The following is a 17,059-nucleotide window of genomic DNA, read 5'->3' on the forward strand; positions in this document are numbered from 1 at the left end:
AAATTAGGACTAGAAGATGTCTTTTCTAGCATAATATCTGCCTAAGACCATCTAGTGCGCCACATTTTAGACTTATGCCGATGTATTGTGATATATAGTTATCTCGTGGGTTTATGCGGATAAGAGTTGCTTTTTTGGAGCGTTTAACAAATTTCTCACCAAAATTTCTAATTGTCGGCACCGCAAGCCCAGCGCCTAGCTCTATGACTACAAAGCGGCTATCTTTGTTTTGCTCTAGCCACGCTTCATATCTTTTATACTGCTCGTTTATGCGCCTTGTATTTACCATCCAATCGTAAAACATAACGATATTTGGGCGGCTCACACAGCCACACTCTGGGCAAACTGGCATATCTAAAGCGACAAATTTCTCTTCATCTACTTTGATATCGCTACAAGTTTGCCATATAGCGCCATCACGCTTGTGGATACACTGAGAGTAGTGGATCGAGCCGTGGCACTCGTAAATTTTCTCCTCGCTAAAGCCAGCCTTAGCAAAGTCTCCATCGACGTTTGAGGTGTAGACGAAATAGTTATCGTTTTTACTTTTTACAAGATCTAAAAGTAGCCTAAAGCCCTCGTGAGGCTCTGTCTTTTTGTATAAATTTAGCCTGTGACCATAAAAAGCCCATGCTAGCTTTGGATCATCTAAAAACCACTGCGGATTTGCCATATCTTCAAAGCTTAAATTTTTATCCCTTAAAAGCGGATACGCCCTCCAAAATCCCGCATCTCCCCTAAAATCAGGCAATCCACTATCCACACCCACACCAGCACCTGCTGTTATGATGACCGCATCGGCCTCTGTGATGATCTTTTTGATCCTGTCTATCTTCTCTTGCATTTTGATCCTTTCAAAGAAATTTGGGTAATTGTAATGAATTGATCAGACATTTTTGTGTCCGTTGTTTTTAATATATTTACTTTATAAAAGTGATATAATCGATTAATTAATTTTTAAAAAAGGGAGAGATAATGAAGGCAAATGAAGGTAATTTTGGATTTATGGAACAAGAAAATAACATAGAAATTCCATTTTTTCAGCGTCCTTATGTTTGGAGCAAGCCACAGTGGGAACAGCTTTTTGAAGATCTTTTTTATAGCTTCAAAGAAAGAAGACCTCACTTTTTAGGTTCAATCATACTGAAGCAATTATCAAGCTCTATGGGAGATGGAAGTCGTAGAAGCCTGATAGATGGACAACAAAGACTGACCACCTTTTCTATATTAGTTAAATCCGTATATGATATGCTGGATGAAGTTAGAATGAATGATTATGCAGGATACTTATATGCAAAGCCAAGAAGTGAAAAAAATCCAAAAATTAAGCACTCACATATAAATAGAGCTTCTTTTGAGTCTATTATAAAAGCAAAAAACTATTTGGAATTTTGTGAAGTAAAAAATGATGACAAACTGATTTCATGCTATAAATATTTTTCTGAAAGATTAAAAAATAGTAATTTAGAAAGCAGTGATATTGTTCGTTTCTTGGACTATATATTAGAGATGAAGTTATGGGTCGTTATAAATTTAGATGAAAATGAAGACGAACAAAAAATATTTGACTCTATAAACTCGGCAGGTTTAGTTTTATCGTCAATGGATATTATCAAAAACGCAATATTTGATAGACTTATAAAATCTGGAAATATGGGTGATGAAAAAGCAAAGGAAATATACGATAAGTGCTGGAAAAGTATATTTGAAGGTTCAAATGAACGTTTAAAATTTTGGGAAGAAAAAGCTTCAAGAAGATATAGAAGTGAGATTTTACTTTATGCTTATGCGCTTATAAAAGGCTTTTTTAATATAGAAAAGCATACACAAGACGGACTTAGTATGCTATATAAAGAGTATATAAAAGATAAAAGCCAAGACGAGGTTTTGGATATTATAAAAGAGATAAATTGGTATGCAAATCTTTTTTATGAACTTCCTTGGGCGGATAAGGGCGAAACCTTTAAATTTAGCGATAACGAAAAAAGATTACTTCATATAATGAGCATATCGGAATATAATATTTTTATACCTCTCGTGTTAAAGCTACGTAGTTTAGAGCTTGATAAAAAAGAGCTTGACGAGTGTTATGCAATACTTGAAAATTTTATAATCAGACACTGGATGTGCGGGAAAGTAACAAATAGCATAAATAAAGTTATCGGCAGGAATATTAAAAATATCAAAGGTAAAGTTGATATGCAAAAATTTATCGCTAACTTTGAAATAACCAACGATGATGAGATAAAGGAAGCATTGTTGGATATAGACAATAAACGTGCCAGCTTAGTGCTATTTTGGATAGAGTTATATAATTGTAGAAGCGAAAAAAATGATATTAGCGAGTTGCAATATACCTATACGCTAGAGCATCTTATGCCGCAAACTTGGCAAGAAAACTGGTCAAATATTGGTAAAAATGAGGAAACGGCGAATGAATTAATATATCAAATAGGAAATATGGCACTTCTAAAAAGCAAGTTAAATACCGCTATACAAAACAACAACTGGGATAAAAAAAGAGAAGAGATACAAAAACATGCAATGCTTAAAATAACACAGGAAGTCATAAAAAATAGAGTTTGGAATAAAAGTAAAATAGAAGAACGCTCAGAAAAAATATTTAATGATTTTCTTGAAATTTGGCAAAATCCTACTATAAACTAACTCTCTAAACTAGAATGGACATTTTTTGTCCATTCTAGTTGCTATAATTTCACAGATCGCAAAAAATGTATCGGCGATAAAAATCAAAAAAGGATAATCAATGATCTACGAGCAACTTAAAATTCTCACACAAAACAGCGACAAAAAGGCGCTCTCAAAAGCACTTGGCTACGTAAGAGAGCAAAATTTCACAAGAGCACTTGCAAATTTAGAAGCGGCAAAGAGCCTTGATGAGTTCATCACAAAGGGGCACTTTGACTGGGCACACAGCTCAGAAACGCTCATCCTAGCTCTTAGCAAGCACTTTGCTCTTAACATAGACGCAGAGCTTGGCGAGGTGCAAAAACTCTACAACGAGCGAGTAAAATTTAGAGGCTCATATATCTATATTGATACGGATTTTAAGCGCAAGAGTGAGCCTATATTTGTTCTTGCTATGGCGCAGCATTTAAGATATATCAGCCTAACGCCGTTTTTAGATGAGCTTTGTTTTAAAGCATTAGATGAGCAGCTAAAAGTCATCTCAAATATCACTAAAAACTACTATCAAAAAACGCAAACTCTACCTATTTTTGGTGCTATAACTGACTTTAAGCTCTATTTTTTAGGCAAAAACTACTCGATTGGTACGGATGGCAAATTTGTTGATAAAGAAATTTACGAACAAGTTGCGGTGATTAAATTTTAAAGGACAAAAATGGGAAAATTTACAAAGGAGCAAAGGCGAAAGCTAAATAGCATAAACGAAAGGCTCTATGACCTTGAGCGCCGTATCGTGCCACGTGCAAAGCAGATAGACCTCTGCGCAAAAGATATAAAAGAGGCATGTGATCATTTTTGTGAGCTACTACTCTCTTTTTACTCAAAAGACGAACTTCTTATGCGATATGAGGAGTTCATGAATCACATAGATGACTACTTTTATACGGAAAATCAAAACGAATTTAGAAACTGGCCCACACATGAGATGTCTGGCGAGTGGCACTGCTGGTTTTATCACTGCTTATATGACCATACGGATCTTAGCTGGGATGAAATTTTGACTATCGACAGGATGGAGGGCAAGCTTCGCTCATGGTATGACTATACGCCTATAGATCTTTGCCTGGAGAAGCGAGAGTGTAGCGAGAGAGAAGAGTATATCTCTGATGCCAACAAGGATCAGTGGGAGCAGATAGAGAAGATAAATAAAGCTCTAGCTAGTTACCAAGATATCTTAATAAGAGATGCAAAAATGCTTGAAAACAGGCTAAAAGCAAGGGTTGAGGGTGGATTTATCGAGGATTATGCTATGGAATTTCGTTTGGTCTTTCGCTTGCGCGAAGACGATCCAGATTATGATGAAAATGACGACAATTTCTTAGCTATCATAAATGAGCCTATCATCCCTGGAGAAATGAGCAAGCAAAAGAGCCGTTGGACGCAAAACTGCAATGAATATTTTGGTAGCTCTGTCTATTTTGATAGTAAGGCATATTTTTGCTATCTATTTTCAGCCTTTATAAATAACACGCATATCTGCAATATCAAAGACATACTGCGCATAGGCTCTGTTGATATGGCGCTTTGCTGGGATGAGTACTATGAAATTTAAAGCAAAATAAAAAATATTAAATTTTTAATTCAAATTTCTAAATATAGACATTTTTTGTCCATTTTGCTTGTTATAATTTCACATGTCACAAAGATATCTTGACAAAAAATAATTAAAACAAAGGAGAAAAAATGTCAAAGAAAAAAGTTGTTAAAAGTGCTCCAATAATTGAGCAGTTTGTAGATCTAGCTAGCACACAAAGAGAACTAGCAGATGAATTAGGAGCTAAGTTTTTAGAATTTTGCAATTCATACCTAAATGAAAAATGTGTTATTACTAGAAGTGAATTTGCTTACCAAGACTCTTTTTTACCGGTAAATCTAAGTATCGAAGCTCACACTAAAAAACCGACTTCTAACACATCAATAGTAGATGCGTACATTGGTAATGTGCATTTTAGCTTAAATTATGATTATTCATATGAAGAGTATGATGATGACCATTTTAAAGATGAGCTAGTTAAGTTCTTAAACAAATAACACTTTATAGTAAAAATAAACCTACAATACAAGATCGTGCTAGTCTAGTGCAAAAGCTCTAGAATCGCCATACAGCAGCGATGCACTGGAGTAAATAAAGAGCGTTTTAGGACGCTCTTTTTAAATTTACCTTTCACAACAAATTTCTCAAATTTTATTTTTATGGACATAAAAATGTCTTTTTGGCTAAGTAAAATAACTTCAACAAAAGCAAAAAAAGGAGCTTGTCATGCAAAAAGAAAATTTTTTCGTAGATAATGAGATATATGAGCTTGCAACACTTTGGATACTTCGTGCCATTTTTTACGCCGGAGGAGAGAAAGAGTTTTTAAGATGCAGAAGTGATGATGTCTTAGAGTTTTTGGATATATGCACAAGTGAGCCCAAAGAAGAAGACATCGAGGCTCTAAAAAATAGACTTTGGCTCCTTGAAAAAAGCAAAATTTCATGCGAGCTAAAAGAGCTTGAGCACAATCTAAATTTACTTCAAGAAAATTTAGGTCTTAATGAGACTGAGAAAGAGATCTTGAGATTTGTCGCGATCATGTATAACTATGAAGTAGTCTCAAACGCTTGTGATCTGCTAGGAGAGCTAAACACCAGACAGGCCATAAAAGCGATCTCAAAGATACTAAAACTAAAATTTAGCGATGTGCAAAATGCTTTTAGAAAAGATGGAGTTTTTGCTAAGACCTCGATACTAAAAATAGATAGTTACGGACGCAGTCTAAGGTCAAAAACCGATGTTATAAATAATAGCTTCATGGGTGATTTGTTTGTTGAGTGCAAAAGCATAGATGAGATATTTGAAAGTGCGATAAAGCCATGCAGCAAGACAAATTTAACCACAAAAAACTACCCTCATATAAAAGAAGATGTGAAAATTTTGCTCTCGTTTCTAAAAAATGCCATTCGCAAAAAGCAAAAGGGAGTAAATGTGCTCCTTTATGGCTCAGCAGGGACTGGTAAAACTGAGTTTAGTAAAGCAGTAGCTAGTGAGTTAAATTTAAAGCTTTACGAAGTAGCTTATGATGATGGAGATGGCTACGCAAACGAGTACCAAAGGATAAGATCATATTGCCTTGCGCAAAGTGTATTGTCCGCCGGGTCAAATTTGCTCATGTATGACGAAGCAGAAGATATATTTAATACCAAAAATGATGAGAAAAGGCAGTATGGCAAAGCCTTTATAAATAGATCTCTTGAGACTAACGAAGTGCCAACTATCTGGATAACTAATAATATCCTTGATATGGATGAAGCTGTAGTTAGAAGGTTTAACCTAGCCATAGAGATAGGCATACCAACTGAAGATGTAAGAGCCAAGATCATAAAAAAATATAGTGAAAATTTGATAGATAGTAAGCTTGTTAAAAAACTAGCTAAAAATCGATTTGTAGCTCCAGCAGTCGTTAGTAACGCTAGCTTAGTCGTTTCAAATTTAAACACAAAAGACAAAAACAAAGCCTTTGAGCGAGTGATAAGCAACACTCTAAAAGCGCAAGGCTACGATGAGATAGAAAAAGATGAAAAACCAAGCGTTGATCTGCCAAGCAGCTATGATCCAAATTTCGTAAACTCAGACTGCGACCTAACCGAGCTAATGCAAGGCATAAAAGCGAGCAAAAACGCAAGGATATGCCTTTACGGAGTGCCTGGAACTGGCAAAAGCGCTTACGCTAAATTTATCGCTAAAAGCCTAAAAAAGCCTATCATTATCAAAAAAGGAAGCGATCTTTTGTCGATGTTTGTAGGAGGAACTGAGCAAAATATAGCACTAGCTTTCAAAGAGGCCAAAGATAAAAAAGCCGTGCTAGTCTTTGACGAAGTTGATAGCTTTTTGCAAGATAGAAGCATGGCTGCAAGAAGCTGGGAAGTAACCCAAGTAAATGAGATGTTAGTGCAGATGGAGAGCTTTGATGGCATCTTTATCGCCACGACAAATTTGATAGATAATCTTGATAAAGCCTGTCTTAGAAGATTTGATCTAAAGCTTGAGTTTGGATACTTGCTGCCAGAGCAAGCAAGAAATTTGTTTAAAAAAGAGTGTGCGCTGTTAAAAGTCAAATTTGATGAAAACGCAAGTAAAAAGGTCTCAAACCTAGGCTTGCTAGCGCCTGGAGACTTTGCCAGTGTGAGAAGACAAGCTAAATTTAGACCTATAAAAAATGGCGACGACTTTTGCCATAGACTTGAGCTAGAAGTCGCACTGAAAAATGAAGAAAAGAGTGCGAAGATAGGGTTTTAGGAGATGCTTTATCTTCTAACCCATACAGATAGCGGCTTAAAATTTTTGAGGTTTTAAGTCACCTTTTAAAAATAATGGATGAGCAGGTTCACCGCTGGCATTTAGTTTTATGTAAAATTTATTTTTTAAGGCATCTAGCACCTCTTTGCTTCTGCCTTGATACGATCCATTATTTCCCCAAGCACATACTACTTTATCTACTTTACTTGAATACTCTGCAAGCATTTTATCGTTTTCTTTGCCAATAGGATCTTTTGCGGAGTAGATCACAGACGGGTCTGTTGAGACGATTGCAAATAAATTAAGCATATAAAAACCGCCGTAACCCCAGTATTGAGCAAATTTTATACATTTTTTTATAGTGGGATCATCTTTTGTTTCATTTGCGATGGATGGATTTAATCCTACAAAAACAAGCATTGGTTTATTTTTATCCCAAACTCTTGTTAAAACATATCTATATTTCCTATCTTGTGAGAAAACCGCTGAACATTCCATTGTGTTGTCCTTTCAAAAAATATTTTTCAATTATATCAAAAACCATTATTAATTAAAACAATATCTTTTGCATTGTAAAAATTATTTTTAATAACATTAAAGTTTTTATCCACCAAACTAAGATAGTTATTCTTTTTTATTACAATCTTTTCATCATAGATAAATTTATAATTATCACATTCGATTGTTACGATAAAATCGTTTCTATAAAGCCTATATTTCCCATTGGCCAAGGAGTGGCTAAAAATCCCATTGCACACATAGAGATTATCGCTTGCTTCGATAAAAATTTTAGCATCATCATCCCAGCCGCTTTTTAGCGTATATTTGCCTTCTTTTTGAATGATAAATTTATCTTTATCAACCATCCAAATATTATCAATTTCGTCATTGTGTATAACCGTATGGTCTTTTAGCACAAATGTTTTTGTTTCAAATTCTTCACCATTTATCAGCTCTGTACTAACAGCTTTTATTGTGGCGATATCATCATAGTCATAAAAAGATATAGAAATTTCGTCATATTCTTCTTCTAAAAGCACATTACCTTCTGTATCACAAAGTCCAAATTTAGGCTGGTAAAAATCATATGGATTTTTTTCGGATCGGCTAAAAGCAAAAAGTCCAAAAGCCAGATAGTCAAAAGAAAAATAGTTCGCCTCTAATTTGATATTTTCTTGGTAGTCAATCAAGCCTATTTTGTTATTTTTTTCATAATAAAATATCTCTCCATTATAAATATCTTGTTCTATATCAGTTTGCACCATTATTTTGTTGATATAAAAGTAGTCAGTAAAAATGGGTTTATTATTAGCTAGATCAAAGTATTCATTTTGGCATTTATCATTACGAAGTTTTACAATCGTGTCGCAAATCATACTAACATCTAAATATTTTGATGGTACTTTTATATTTCCTTCTAAATCACTAACACCAAAAAAATTATCGTTCTTTGGATTTTTTACCGTAACTAAATTTTTTCTAAAAATTGACCAGAAATAACCTCTTTTACTGTTTTGGTTATCGGATCAAAAAGTTCTAACTTGCTGTTACTAAAAGCATCTTCGTTGTCACTTTTGCTAATGTATATTCCATCCAAATAACTATAATAATATGCATGTTTATAGCCTTCAAGTGGTATTGGATCGCCATACCCATCAAAAAATTTAATATCCTAATCGCATTTAATCCAAGAGATATTATCTTCAACCGAAAATAAAGAGCTGGAGAAAGGCCAATCAAAAAGTTCCAGATCATTTTTATGATACGCTAATGTTTTTAGCTCTTTACGCTTATAATTATACGCAAAAAATTTTTCTGGCGTTAGGATAAAATAAGTGTTGTATCTTTTGTGGGTTTCTTTTATCTGAAGAATTTCTCCAATATCCTTTATCTCATTTACATCTAAATCAATAACAATTTTTTTATTACCTTTTTTTCTTAAAAAAAATCAAATCCACTATCTACCCTTTTAAAATTTTCTCTATCAACTCAAAGTCACTCTGATTGTAGCCATAAACCATAACATCGCACTTTTTATCCGCTTTTTCTTGATACAAGAAAAAATTCTTGTACTCTAATACAACTTCACTTTTTTCAAGACCGCCAATACCGCAACCAATAAGTGGTAGAGCAAGAGTTAGATTGTCTTCTTGTTCGAGTAGTAAAATTTGCTGTAAATTTTGCAAAATTTCTTTTATGGTCTGTATCGTTGGCACTTTGGGTTTATTTTTTCAGTATAGTTCATCACTGCAGCATGTAAAACATATGGGAAATTTTTATAGTTTGATGCGGTTTTTATAACATCACCTTGGTTTATTACTCCACGATTTTTTAGTGCGTCTTGCATATATTTTTCAAGTATTACACCACAAATTTGTTTAAATGCCATCTATACACCGCTTCCAAGCAGCATAGCCGTATTTGATGGATTGACTGCAAAATCAACTTTTGCAGTTAGCAAATCTCCTTGTTTGGCAAAAAGTTTATACGATATCATGCAATGCCTCTCATATATTATCTTCTTCTTACTTTTTTCTAGAATTATAGTAAAAAAATGGAAATAAAAGTGTCCTATTTGGCACAAATTTACCAGTGGTCATAAACAGACAAGATTTTAAAAATGTTAATAGGTTACACGTGTTTTGTTTTATTTTGATTGTATATTTTTAGTATTGTTGAGCGATGTTTATTCATAAATATAGGGTTTTAGAGATGATCCCTAACGAGGTATTTTTGTCTGATCCGTCAGACAAAAAGTATCCTCGCTCAGATGAAATAGAAGAGCCTTGTGTGGTTTTGGTGTAATAATTTGGCGAAGTTTTCGTATAAATTTATTTATTAATACTAATACCTCATCGCTTAAAAATTTTGCATATCTCTTTTCTTTATATTTAGTATGCCATCAAACCTAGTTCTTATTCTCTTCATTCATCCTAGCTTCATTTTAGGTTTTTATAATGCGCTCATCCAAACGAAAGTTGGAAATTAAAAATAAAAGGATCAAAAATGAAAAAGGTACTAGGTGCAGCAGTTTTAGCAGTAGTTTTAGGAGCGACAAGCTTGCAAGCAGCCATCACATCAAAAGAGGCTTTAAACATAGCGGAGAAAAACTTCCCAGGCTCAAGTGCCAAAGATATCGAGATGAACGTCAAAAAGGGCGTGACTTTTTACAAGATAGAGACATTTAAAGATGGTGTCAAACAAGAGATCAAGATCGATGCTAATAGCGGTCAGATCGTTAAAGTAGAGAATAAAAATAAAAAACATATCTTGCCGATCGAAGCGGTAGATTTTTCAAAATTTGCTCTTAACATCGATGAGGCTGTGGCTAAAGCTCAAGCGCTTGAGGCTGGCTGGAGCCTTGATAAGGCAGAGCTTGATAATAAAAATGGTGCTTGGATATACAAAGTAGAGCTTAAGCGCGACAGGAGCGAGAAAAAAGTGATCATAAACGCTCAAACAGGCGAGATAATCGGCAACTATACAAAGTGATCTAGCGCCCTTTTTGGGCGTTAAATTTATAAAGGTGAAAAAGATGAGTGAAAATTTAGAGCAAAATTTAAACGATAAAGTTGGCGAACAGGGTTTAGAGAGAAATTTGAACGAAAATTTTAGCCAAAGCGCGAGAGAAAATTTAAGTAAAAATGCCGAGGCTGGTGCTAATAAAAATAGTTGCGAAAATTTAGGAGAGAGCGAGCAAAGCCCTGAAAATTTGGATAAAAACTCTAGTGAAGCAAACAGTAGAGCAGAAATTTTAAGTCAAGCTACCTCAGAATGCAAAGTTCAGAATTTCTTTAAAAATGCGCTTGAGCTTTCGCTTCAAGGTGTAGCGGATTTGTCTTCTACGCTGGCAAGGCTGGAGTGTGGCTATCAAACGCTTCAAACCGCCTAAAAGACGAGGCGCAAAGGGCTGAGCTATCAAAGATAAATGAAGAGCAGGCCAAATTTGAAAGAGTGGCTTGCTCTTGCCAGAAAGAGTTAAAGGGCTCATCTTAGAGCGCCTAAAAACAAAGCCAGAAGAGGTGGAATTTGCACCGATCTATCTAGCGAAAAAACAAAGTTTTGGCACGCTTGGAGCGGAGTATTTTTATGAGGCAAGGGCTAAATTTAACGGCTTTTTATATGATTTTAAGATAGGCGCAGCAAATGGCGAAATTTTAAATCTAAAAATAAAAAGCCAAATTTGATAAAATAGCTGGCAAAACCAAGTGAGGCAGGTAAGGCAGGGATGAAAATTTTAGTCGTAGAGGACGAAATGGACCTAAATAGCGTCATCACAAGGCACCTAAAGAAAAACGGATATAGCGTAGATAGCGCGTTTAACGGCGAGGAGGCGATGGACTTTACTGCCGTCGCGCACTACGATCTCATCGTGCTTGATCTTATGATGCCAGTGATGGACGGACTTACATTTTTGCAAAGATCGCGCGCCGCAAAGCTAGCGACCCCTGTGCTGATACTAACGGCAAAAGACGATGTGGACGACGTTGTGAAGGGGCTTGACGCGGGCGCGGATGACTACCTAGTTAAGCCATTTGACTTTAAGGAGCTGCTAGCCAGGGTGCGCACGCTCATTCGCCGAAACAGCGGCAACGTGGCTAGTGAAATTTGCGCAGGCGAGCTAAAGATCGACCTTTCTAAAAAGTCAGTCGAATTTAGCGGCGAGCAGATCGAGCTAACTGGCAAAGAGTATGAAATTTTAGAGTTTTTGATGCTAAATAAGGGCAGAATTTTAACTCGCGACCAGATCAAAGAGCACGTCTGGGACTTTGACTACACAGGTGGCTCAAACGTCATCGACGTGCTTATAAAAAACATAAGAAAAAAGCTTGGCGAGTGCGATGTGATCCAGACTAAAAGAGGGCTTGGTTATGTTGTTAAGGATTAAGCAAGCGCTTGCAAACATCCCGATAACGGCGCGCGTAACGCTTTGGTACTCGTTTTTTATCATCGTTATCGTGGCGGCTTTAGTTGCTATCTCGGCGGTCGTGGCGGACGAGGTTTTTGAGGACGTGAGCCAAAAAAAGCTAGCCAAATCAGTCACCAAAATAGCCAACGATATGGATGAGTTTGAGCCATACGATGATGGGATATTTTTTATAAAATATAACGCAAAAGGCGATGTGATCGGTGGTTTAGCGCCAAAACACTTTCAAATTTCACTTAAAATGAACAGCGGTGCAGTGCGCCTTTTTGAAAACGGTGAAAACCGCTTTTACTACTACGATATCGCAGCTAAAGGCAAAGGGATCTGGGTCAGAGGCGTGATAAATGCGGAGAAATTTTTCAAAAAAGAGGGGCTATTTTTACTGGCTCTTGGCGTTTTTGTGCCGGTTTTGTTTATTTTTGTGCTTTACGGCGGCTACAAAACGATAAAAAATGCGATGAAGCCAGTCGCCACGATGTCAAAAACTGCGCTTGAGATAGGCAGTAGCCGTGACTTTTCAAAGCGCATAGACCTGCCTGCTGGCAAAGACGAGCTGCACGCACTTGCAAGCGTTTTTAACCAGATGCTCGACTCCCTAGAAAAGGTCTATCAAAGCGAGAAACAGCTCACCTCAGATGTCTCGCACGAGCTGCGAACGCCACTATCTGTCATCATGGCTGAGAGCGACTACGCTAAAAATTACTCGCAAAATTTGAACGAGGCCAAGGAGTCGCTGGAGGTCATCTCTAGGCAGTCAAGAAAGATAACCTCGCTGATAGATCAAATTTTGGAGCTTTCAAGACTGGAAGCTGGCAGAAATTTGGAGCTAAAGCGCATAAATTTAAGCTCTATCTTGCAAAATTTAGCCAGCGACTATGAGAAGCTAGCAAGCGCTAAGGGGCTAAAATTTAGCTGCGTGGTAGCGCCAGATGTCCAAATTTTAGGCAATGAGCTGATGATTTCAAGGCTGGTGGATAACTTTTTAAGCAACGCACTAAAATTTGCAGAAGCTAAGATCGAGCTAAATTTAACCCTCACAAAAACGCATGCATTTTTGTCTGTAAAAGACGATGGCTTAGGCATCTCTAAAAAAGATATCGAGCTAATCTGGAATAAATTTTATCAAGCTGACAGCTCAAGAAATAAAAGTCAAAACAGAGGCAGCGGCCTTGGTCTTGCCATCGCTGCAAATATAGCTAAAATTCACGGCGCAAAGCTAGGTGTAAAAAGCGAAGCAGGAGCTGGAAGCGAATTTTGGGCTGAATTTGAGCTTGTAAATTTAAAGCAAGCATAAATTTATGTGGTTTGCTAAGACAAAATTTATGCAAGAGCAAAACTAATATAAGAACGAATTTAAATTTCATACAAAACGGCGTCTATTCATAAGCATAAGACTATCAAAGATACAAGATAGATTAAGCTAAAGCATTAAGATGTGTAATTTAATGTCCATTTAAATGGCTTTTAAAAGAGTTTGTAAAATAATGTAAAGAAAATTTCGCTACCTTGTTTTTGAGCAAAACTCACTTCAATTACGAATTAACCACACTTTTCTATGCCTTTTTATAACTTTGCTATCTAAGATAACTTTACAAAATTTAGCCAAGAGCTGCAAGATACACAAGCCACGAACCACGCAAGCTACAAACCAAAAACCAAAAAGACACTAAAATTAGTGTCTTTGATCGTTATCTTTCGCTAAGCTTTCCGCATGCATCAGCGCGGCATCTACTGCAGTGCGTCATCTGCTCTATATCGCTAGATATCGATCTTCGTATGCGGTGGATCTCATCGGTTGAAGGGGACTTTAAATTTTCAAAAGGGGTGTCATGCACTGGTATCATCGCCATGCAGTTCATTATGTCAGCTCCCCACTGCTTTGCCTTTGCCGAGATGCTTTGGACGTGATCCATATTGACCCCAGGGATGACTACGGTGTTTATCTTTACTAGCATGCCAGCCTCTTTTAGCTTGCGGATGCCCTCGTCCTGGCGTGCTAGCAGTATCCTAGCGGCCTCTTCGCCGTAGTAGTTTTTATCTTCATACCTCACCCACGAATAGACCTTTGAGCCAACATCTGACGTCACGGCATTAACAGTCACTGTCACGTGGCTCACGCCAAGGCGCACGATCTCATCCACATGCTCAGGCAGCGCTAAGCCATTAGTCGAGAGGCAGAGCAGGGCGTTTGGGAAGTGGGACTCGCACTTTTTAAAGGTTGCTAGCGTCTTGTCAGCATCGCACATCGGATCGCCAGGACCAGCGATGCCGATGACTGAGATGTCTTGTCTAAATTTAAAGAGCTTTTCTAGAAATTTCACCGATTCATCTGGCGTTTGCACCTTTGCTGTTACGCCAGGGCGATTTTCATTAGCGCAGTCATATATGCGGTTGCAGAAGTTACACTGGATGTTGCAGCGTGGGGCAACTGGTAGATGTACGCGTCCGTAGCTAGCGGAGGCCTTTTTGTTAAAGCATGGGTGGTTGTCTAAATCAGCCTTAGTGCGAAAGATCATTAGCTCTTTTTCCTTCCAAATTTAATGGCATTAGCATGGCAGACATTGAGGCATTCACCGCAGTTTGTACAGTTTATCTCATCAGGTCTTGTCCCCATCTCGCACTTGCGCAAGCACGCATCGCAGTCGTCACAGGCGCTTGTTTTATAGACGCGAAAGATCGAAAATTTACGCAAAATTTCAAGCACGCCACCTGATGGGCATACGAAGCGGCACCAAAGATTAGCTACGATTAGCGAGGCTAGCATGACCGAGATGATGACTGCTGTGCGTGTGACCCACTCCCACTCGCCAAAGCGAAGTGATAAAGTAACGGCAGTTAGGTACTCATCGCTCGTTCTTATAGGTATCATCATGCGTGGATTGCCCCAGACGAAATATACCCAAAGGCTGATTGCTATGGCAATTAGCATGCCTATTTGAGCGATTATTAGCTTTTTGCTGCGAATTTTTAGCTTGAAAAATGCAAATTTACCAAGCATTTGATTGACAAAGCCTGCTGGACAGACCCAGCCACAAAATGCCCTGCCAAAGAGGATGACAAGCGCTGGGATAAATAGCCAAAATCCAAAAAACAGCGACGTGATCCGCCCCAACAGGTGATGATAGGGCAGTTTTGGCAATTTACAAATGGCACTATAAAAGGGCATCTAAAAATGCCGTAATACGCCCATTGTCCGATGCCTGCTATGAAGATGAGCTGCACTAGGCGTCTTATCTTTGTTGTGGGGGAGTTTTTGCTTTTCTTTTTTAAATTTACGTTGCCGCATGCACTGCTATTGGAGCATGCACTATTACAGCTACTACACATCTTTTACACCAAACCTTTCTATAAGCTCTAGCCCACGCGCTGAATAAATGGAGGTAAAGCCATGTTTTTCAAAAATTTCTTGCCCTTCGGTACCGCAAACAAAGTCTGCAAAGTCATTTGCGAGTCTTTCATCTTTTACATATTTCATTATATTTAGCGTAAAAGTGAGCGGTCCAGGCGGAATGAGCTTTTCGTCGATGGGCATATACTCGATCTTGTCTTTAAACCTATCGTGCGTTGTTAGGCGCTTTTCGATGATCGAAGCATCGCCCTTACCATCAACTAGCTCGCACATCATATTTATGACGCATGATCCGTTTGCGACCATGTTTTTCATCACCGCATCAGTTAGGTTTGAGTTTTTTAATATCCCTTTGACTGGGCCACTGCCAGGGGGCGATGATCTAAGAGGCAGCATCACTCTAACTCCTGGTTCTGCAAGGTCCTTTAAGTCGCGAATGCCTGCTGGATTGCCTTTTGGCACGACTAGGACGTAGTCAGTAAAGCATAGCGGTCTAAAGTGGAGGCTAAGACCAGCTTTGCGAAGTTTTTTAGAAAGCTCTAAAACCCTTGCTCCAAAGAGCTCGGTCGTGCTTTGAAGTGCTAAAAGCGACTTGCCAAGAGCACCAGCAAAAGCGCCAGTGTATTGGATGTTGTGCCCTGTTCTTGACTCGTAAATGGCATTTAACTCGTTAAAAGCTTCAGACAAGCCTCCACACGACCAAACCTGAAGCGAGTCAGACTTAAATGGCGTAAAGCCAGCCAGCATCGTTTGTGGCGTGGCAATAGCCGCTGTGGCTAAAGCACCTTTTAAAAAGCCACGGCGTGATATACCGGTTTGTTTTAATTCCACGAAATCTCCTTTTGGGATTTAAGAAATGTAAATTTGATATTTTCGGCACGCGAAACTTGTGAAATTTGACTTTTGTAATTTGCAAAAATGGTAGTTGAAGATAAATTTATGCAAATGTAAATTGCGACCGCAATCTAAATTTGAGTGATTATAGCCAAATGCTAGCTTAAAAATCGAGATAAATTTAAAAAACGCAGAGATAAATTTGCTAAAGTAAATTTATCGTTTAAAAAATAATTAAGAATTTAGTCGTCAATTTAATGTATTATTTTAGAAATAATATAAAAATGTATTGTTAGTTTTTATCTTTTTTGATATACTTCGGTCATAAAAGCATTAGTATTATTTTTAAAATAATACAGAAATGGGCATCTTGAAATGATAAAAATAAGCGACATATCTGAGATAAAAACTGGTCTAGTTTTAATCCGCAAAAAGGCGGACAAAAACGTAGATGAGAAATTTCGCTATAAAGTAGTCTCGCTAAAGTCCTTTAATGAAAATGCGCTATTTGATGACACATTTGCCGATGAGTTCATATCAAGCGAAAAAATAAGCGATGAGTATAAAGTGAGCCGTGGCGATGTTTTACTGCGCCTTAGAGAGCCAAATTTTGCCGTTTATATAGACAAGGACTATGACGATCTTATCTACACATCTTTGATGGTTCGCATAAGGGTTAAAAGTGTTAAATTTGATCCGCATTTTGTGGCTCATTATCTAAACAGTAACGCCATTAAAAGAGCCCTTGCGCCAGATGTTTCAGGCACCACCATAGCGATGATAGGCGTTGCAAGTATAAATAATCTAAAAATACCGCTTGTAAATTTGCAAACTCAAAACAAGATAGTAAAATACCTAAATTTAGCTCGCCAGGAGAGCGAAATTTTACAAAATTTAGCAGCCCAAAAGCAAAGATACCACAAAAGCATATTTGAAAATTTAATAAAAGAGGAGAACTAAG

At 37.4% G+C, this 17,059-nt stretch carries 20 protein-coding genes; 12 read left to right on the forward strand and 8 right to left on the reverse strand.

The annotated features are described in order from the left end of the window. Positions 1–25 precede the first annotated feature (25 nt). Entirely contained in the window at positions 26–844 is an 819-nt protein-coding gene (locus tag G6W41_RS07630) for an SIR2 family NAD-dependent protein deacylase (protein WP_194171128.1), read from the reverse strand. A gap of 131 nt (positions 845–975) precedes the next feature. On the opposite strand from G6W41_RS07630, the gene G6W41_RS07635 reads away from it, so the two are divergent. The 5 genes from G6W41_RS07635 (at position 976) to G6W41_RS07655 (ending at position 6,988) form a co-directional block, all read left to right on the forward strand. After that, a complete protein-coding gene (locus tag G6W41_RS07635; RefSeq protein WP_194171129.1) occupies positions 976–2,667 on the forward strand; it encodes a DUF262 domain-containing protein in 1,692 nt (563 codons plus the stop codon). Between the two features lie 100 nt (positions 2,668–2,767). After that, on the forward strand, positions 2,768–3,355 hold the full coding sequence (locus tag G6W41_RS07640; protein ID WP_194171130.1) for a hypothetical protein: 588 nt from the start codon (positions 2,768–2,770) through the stop codon (positions 3,353–3,355). Positions 3,356–3,364: 9 nt separating this feature from the next. Next, positions 3,365–4,261 carry a hypothetical protein gene (locus G6W41_RS07645; protein WP_194171131.1) on the forward strand — a complete coding sequence of 299 codons (897 nt, stop codon included), beginning with the start codon at positions 3,365–3,367 and terminating at the stop codon, positions 4,259–4,261. Positions 4,262–4,392: 131 nt separating this feature from the next. Continuing rightward, positions 4,393–4,740 carry a hypothetical protein gene (locus G6W41_RS07650; RefSeq protein ID WP_107944100.1) on the forward strand — a complete coding sequence of 116 codons (348 nt, stop codon included), beginning with the start codon at positions 4,393–4,395 and terminating at the stop codon, positions 4,738–4,740. A 229-nt stretch (positions 4,741–4,969) separates the two neighbouring features. Beyond that, positions 4,970–6,988, forward strand: a complete 2,019-nt coding sequence (locus G6W41_RS07655; RefSeq protein ID WP_194171132.1) for an AAA family ATPase — start codon at positions 4,970–4,972, stop codon at positions 6,986–6,988. A gap of 36 nt (positions 6,989–7,024) precedes the next feature. Here G6W41_RS07655 and G6W41_RS07660 read toward each other — a convergent pair whose 3' ends face one another. The 4 genes from G6W41_RS07660 to G6W41_RS10190 form a co-directional block, all read right to left on the reverse strand. After that, entirely contained in the window at positions 7,025–7,486 is a 462-nt protein-coding gene (locus G6W41_RS07660; protein WP_194171133.1) for a DUF1643 domain-containing protein, read from the reverse strand. A gap of 35 nt (positions 7,487–7,521) precedes the next feature. Beyond that, complete coding sequence (locus tag G6W41_RS07665; RefSeq protein ID WP_194171134.1) at positions 7,522–8,364, reverse strand: hypothetical protein; 843 nt, start codon at positions 8,362–8,364, stop codon at positions 7,522–7,524. A gap of 585 nt (positions 8,365–8,949) precedes the next feature. After that, entirely contained in the window at positions 8,950–9,204 is a 255-nt protein-coding gene (locus G6W41_RS10185) for a hypothetical protein (RefSeq protein WP_242039931.1), read from the reverse strand. Then, positions 9,183–9,377, reverse strand: coding sequence for a hypothetical protein (locus tag G6W41_RS10190; protein WP_242039932.1), 195 nt, complete (start codon positions 9,375–9,377; stop codon positions 9,183–9,185). Before G6W41_RS10190 ends, G6W41_RS10185 begins: the two co-directional genes overlap by 22 nt. A 617-nt stretch (positions 9,378–9,994) precedes the next feature. Between G6W41_RS10190 and G6W41_RS07675 the strand changes: the two genes are divergently transcribed. Genes G6W41_RS07675 through G6W41_RS07690 form a run of 6 tightly spaced genes read left to right on the forward strand, consistent with a single transcriptional unit; the run spans position 9,995 to position 13,209 of the window. Further along, a complete protein-coding gene (locus G6W41_RS07675) occupies positions 9,995–10,480 on the forward strand; it encodes a PepSY domain-containing protein (RefSeq protein ID WP_194171135.1) in 486 nt (161 codons plus the stop codon). Between the two features lie 43 nt (positions 10,481–10,523). Further along, positions 10,524–10,880: a hypothetical protein gene (locus tag G6W41_RS10195; RefSeq protein WP_242039933.1), complete on the forward strand. Its 357-nt coding sequence runs from the start codon at positions 10,524–10,526 to the stop codon at positions 10,878–10,880. Next, complete coding sequence (locus tag G6W41_RS10325) at positions 10,850–10,984, forward strand: hypothetical protein (RefSeq protein ID WP_275944624.1); 135 nt, start codon at positions 10,850–10,852, stop codon at positions 10,982–10,984. The genes G6W41_RS10195 and G6W41_RS10325 overlap by 31 nt, the downstream gene beginning before the upstream one ends. Then, a complete protein-coding gene (locus G6W41_RS10200; RefSeq protein WP_242039934.1) occupies positions 10,954–11,175 on the forward strand; it encodes a hypothetical protein in 222 nt (73 codons plus the stop codon). The genes G6W41_RS10325 and G6W41_RS10200 overlap by 31 nt, the downstream gene beginning before the upstream one ends. Positions 11,176–11,216: 41 nt before the next feature. Further along, complete coding sequence (locus G6W41_RS07685) at positions 11,217–11,876, forward strand: response regulator transcription factor (protein ID WP_194171136.1); 660 nt, start codon at positions 11,217–11,219, stop codon at positions 11,874–11,876. Continuing rightward, positions 11,860–13,209 (forward strand): sensor histidine kinase, encoded by a 1,350-nt coding sequence (locus tag G6W41_RS07690; protein WP_194171137.1) that lies wholly within the window; start codon positions 11,860–11,862, stop codon positions 13,207–13,209. The genes G6W41_RS07685 and G6W41_RS07690 overlap by 17 nt, the downstream gene beginning before the upstream one ends. Positions 13,210–13,603: 394 nt before the next feature. Here the strand turns inward: G6W41_RS07690 and G6W41_RS07695 are convergent, their stop codons facing one another. From G6W41_RS07695 to G6W41_RS07705, 3 genes are all read right to left on the reverse strand, one after another. After that, positions 13,604–14,431, reverse strand: a complete 828-nt coding sequence (locus tag G6W41_RS07695) for a radical SAM protein (RefSeq protein WP_194171138.1) — start codon at positions 14,429–14,431, stop codon at positions 13,604–13,606. Continuing rightward, positions 14,431–15,081 (reverse strand): 4Fe-4S binding protein, encoded by a 651-nt coding sequence (locus G6W41_RS07700; RefSeq protein ID WP_242039935.1) that lies wholly within the window; start codon positions 15,079–15,081, stop codon positions 14,431–14,433. Before G6W41_RS07700 ends, G6W41_RS07695 begins: the two co-directional genes overlap by 1 nt. A gap of 153 nt (positions 15,082–15,234) precedes the next feature. Continuing rightward, on the reverse strand, positions 15,235–16,095 hold the full coding sequence (locus G6W41_RS07705) for a substrate-binding domain-containing protein (protein WP_021084303.1): 861 nt from the start codon (positions 16,093–16,095) through the stop codon (positions 15,235–15,237). Positions 16,096–16,473: 378 nt separating this feature from the next. Here G6W41_RS07705 and G6W41_RS07710 point away from each other — a divergent pair, with 378 nt between their 5' ends. Then, positions 16,474–17,058 (forward strand): restriction endonuclease subunit S, encoded by a 585-nt coding sequence (locus G6W41_RS07710; RefSeq protein WP_194171139.1) that lies wholly within the window; start codon positions 16,474–16,476, stop codon positions 17,056–17,058. The last annotated feature ends 1 nt before the right edge of the window (position 17,059 follow it).

The organism is Campylobacter concisus (assembly GCF_015230035.1).
GTDB lineage: Bacteria > Campylobacterota > Campylobacteria > Campylobacterales > Campylobacteraceae > Campylobacter_A > Campylobacter_A concisus_BK.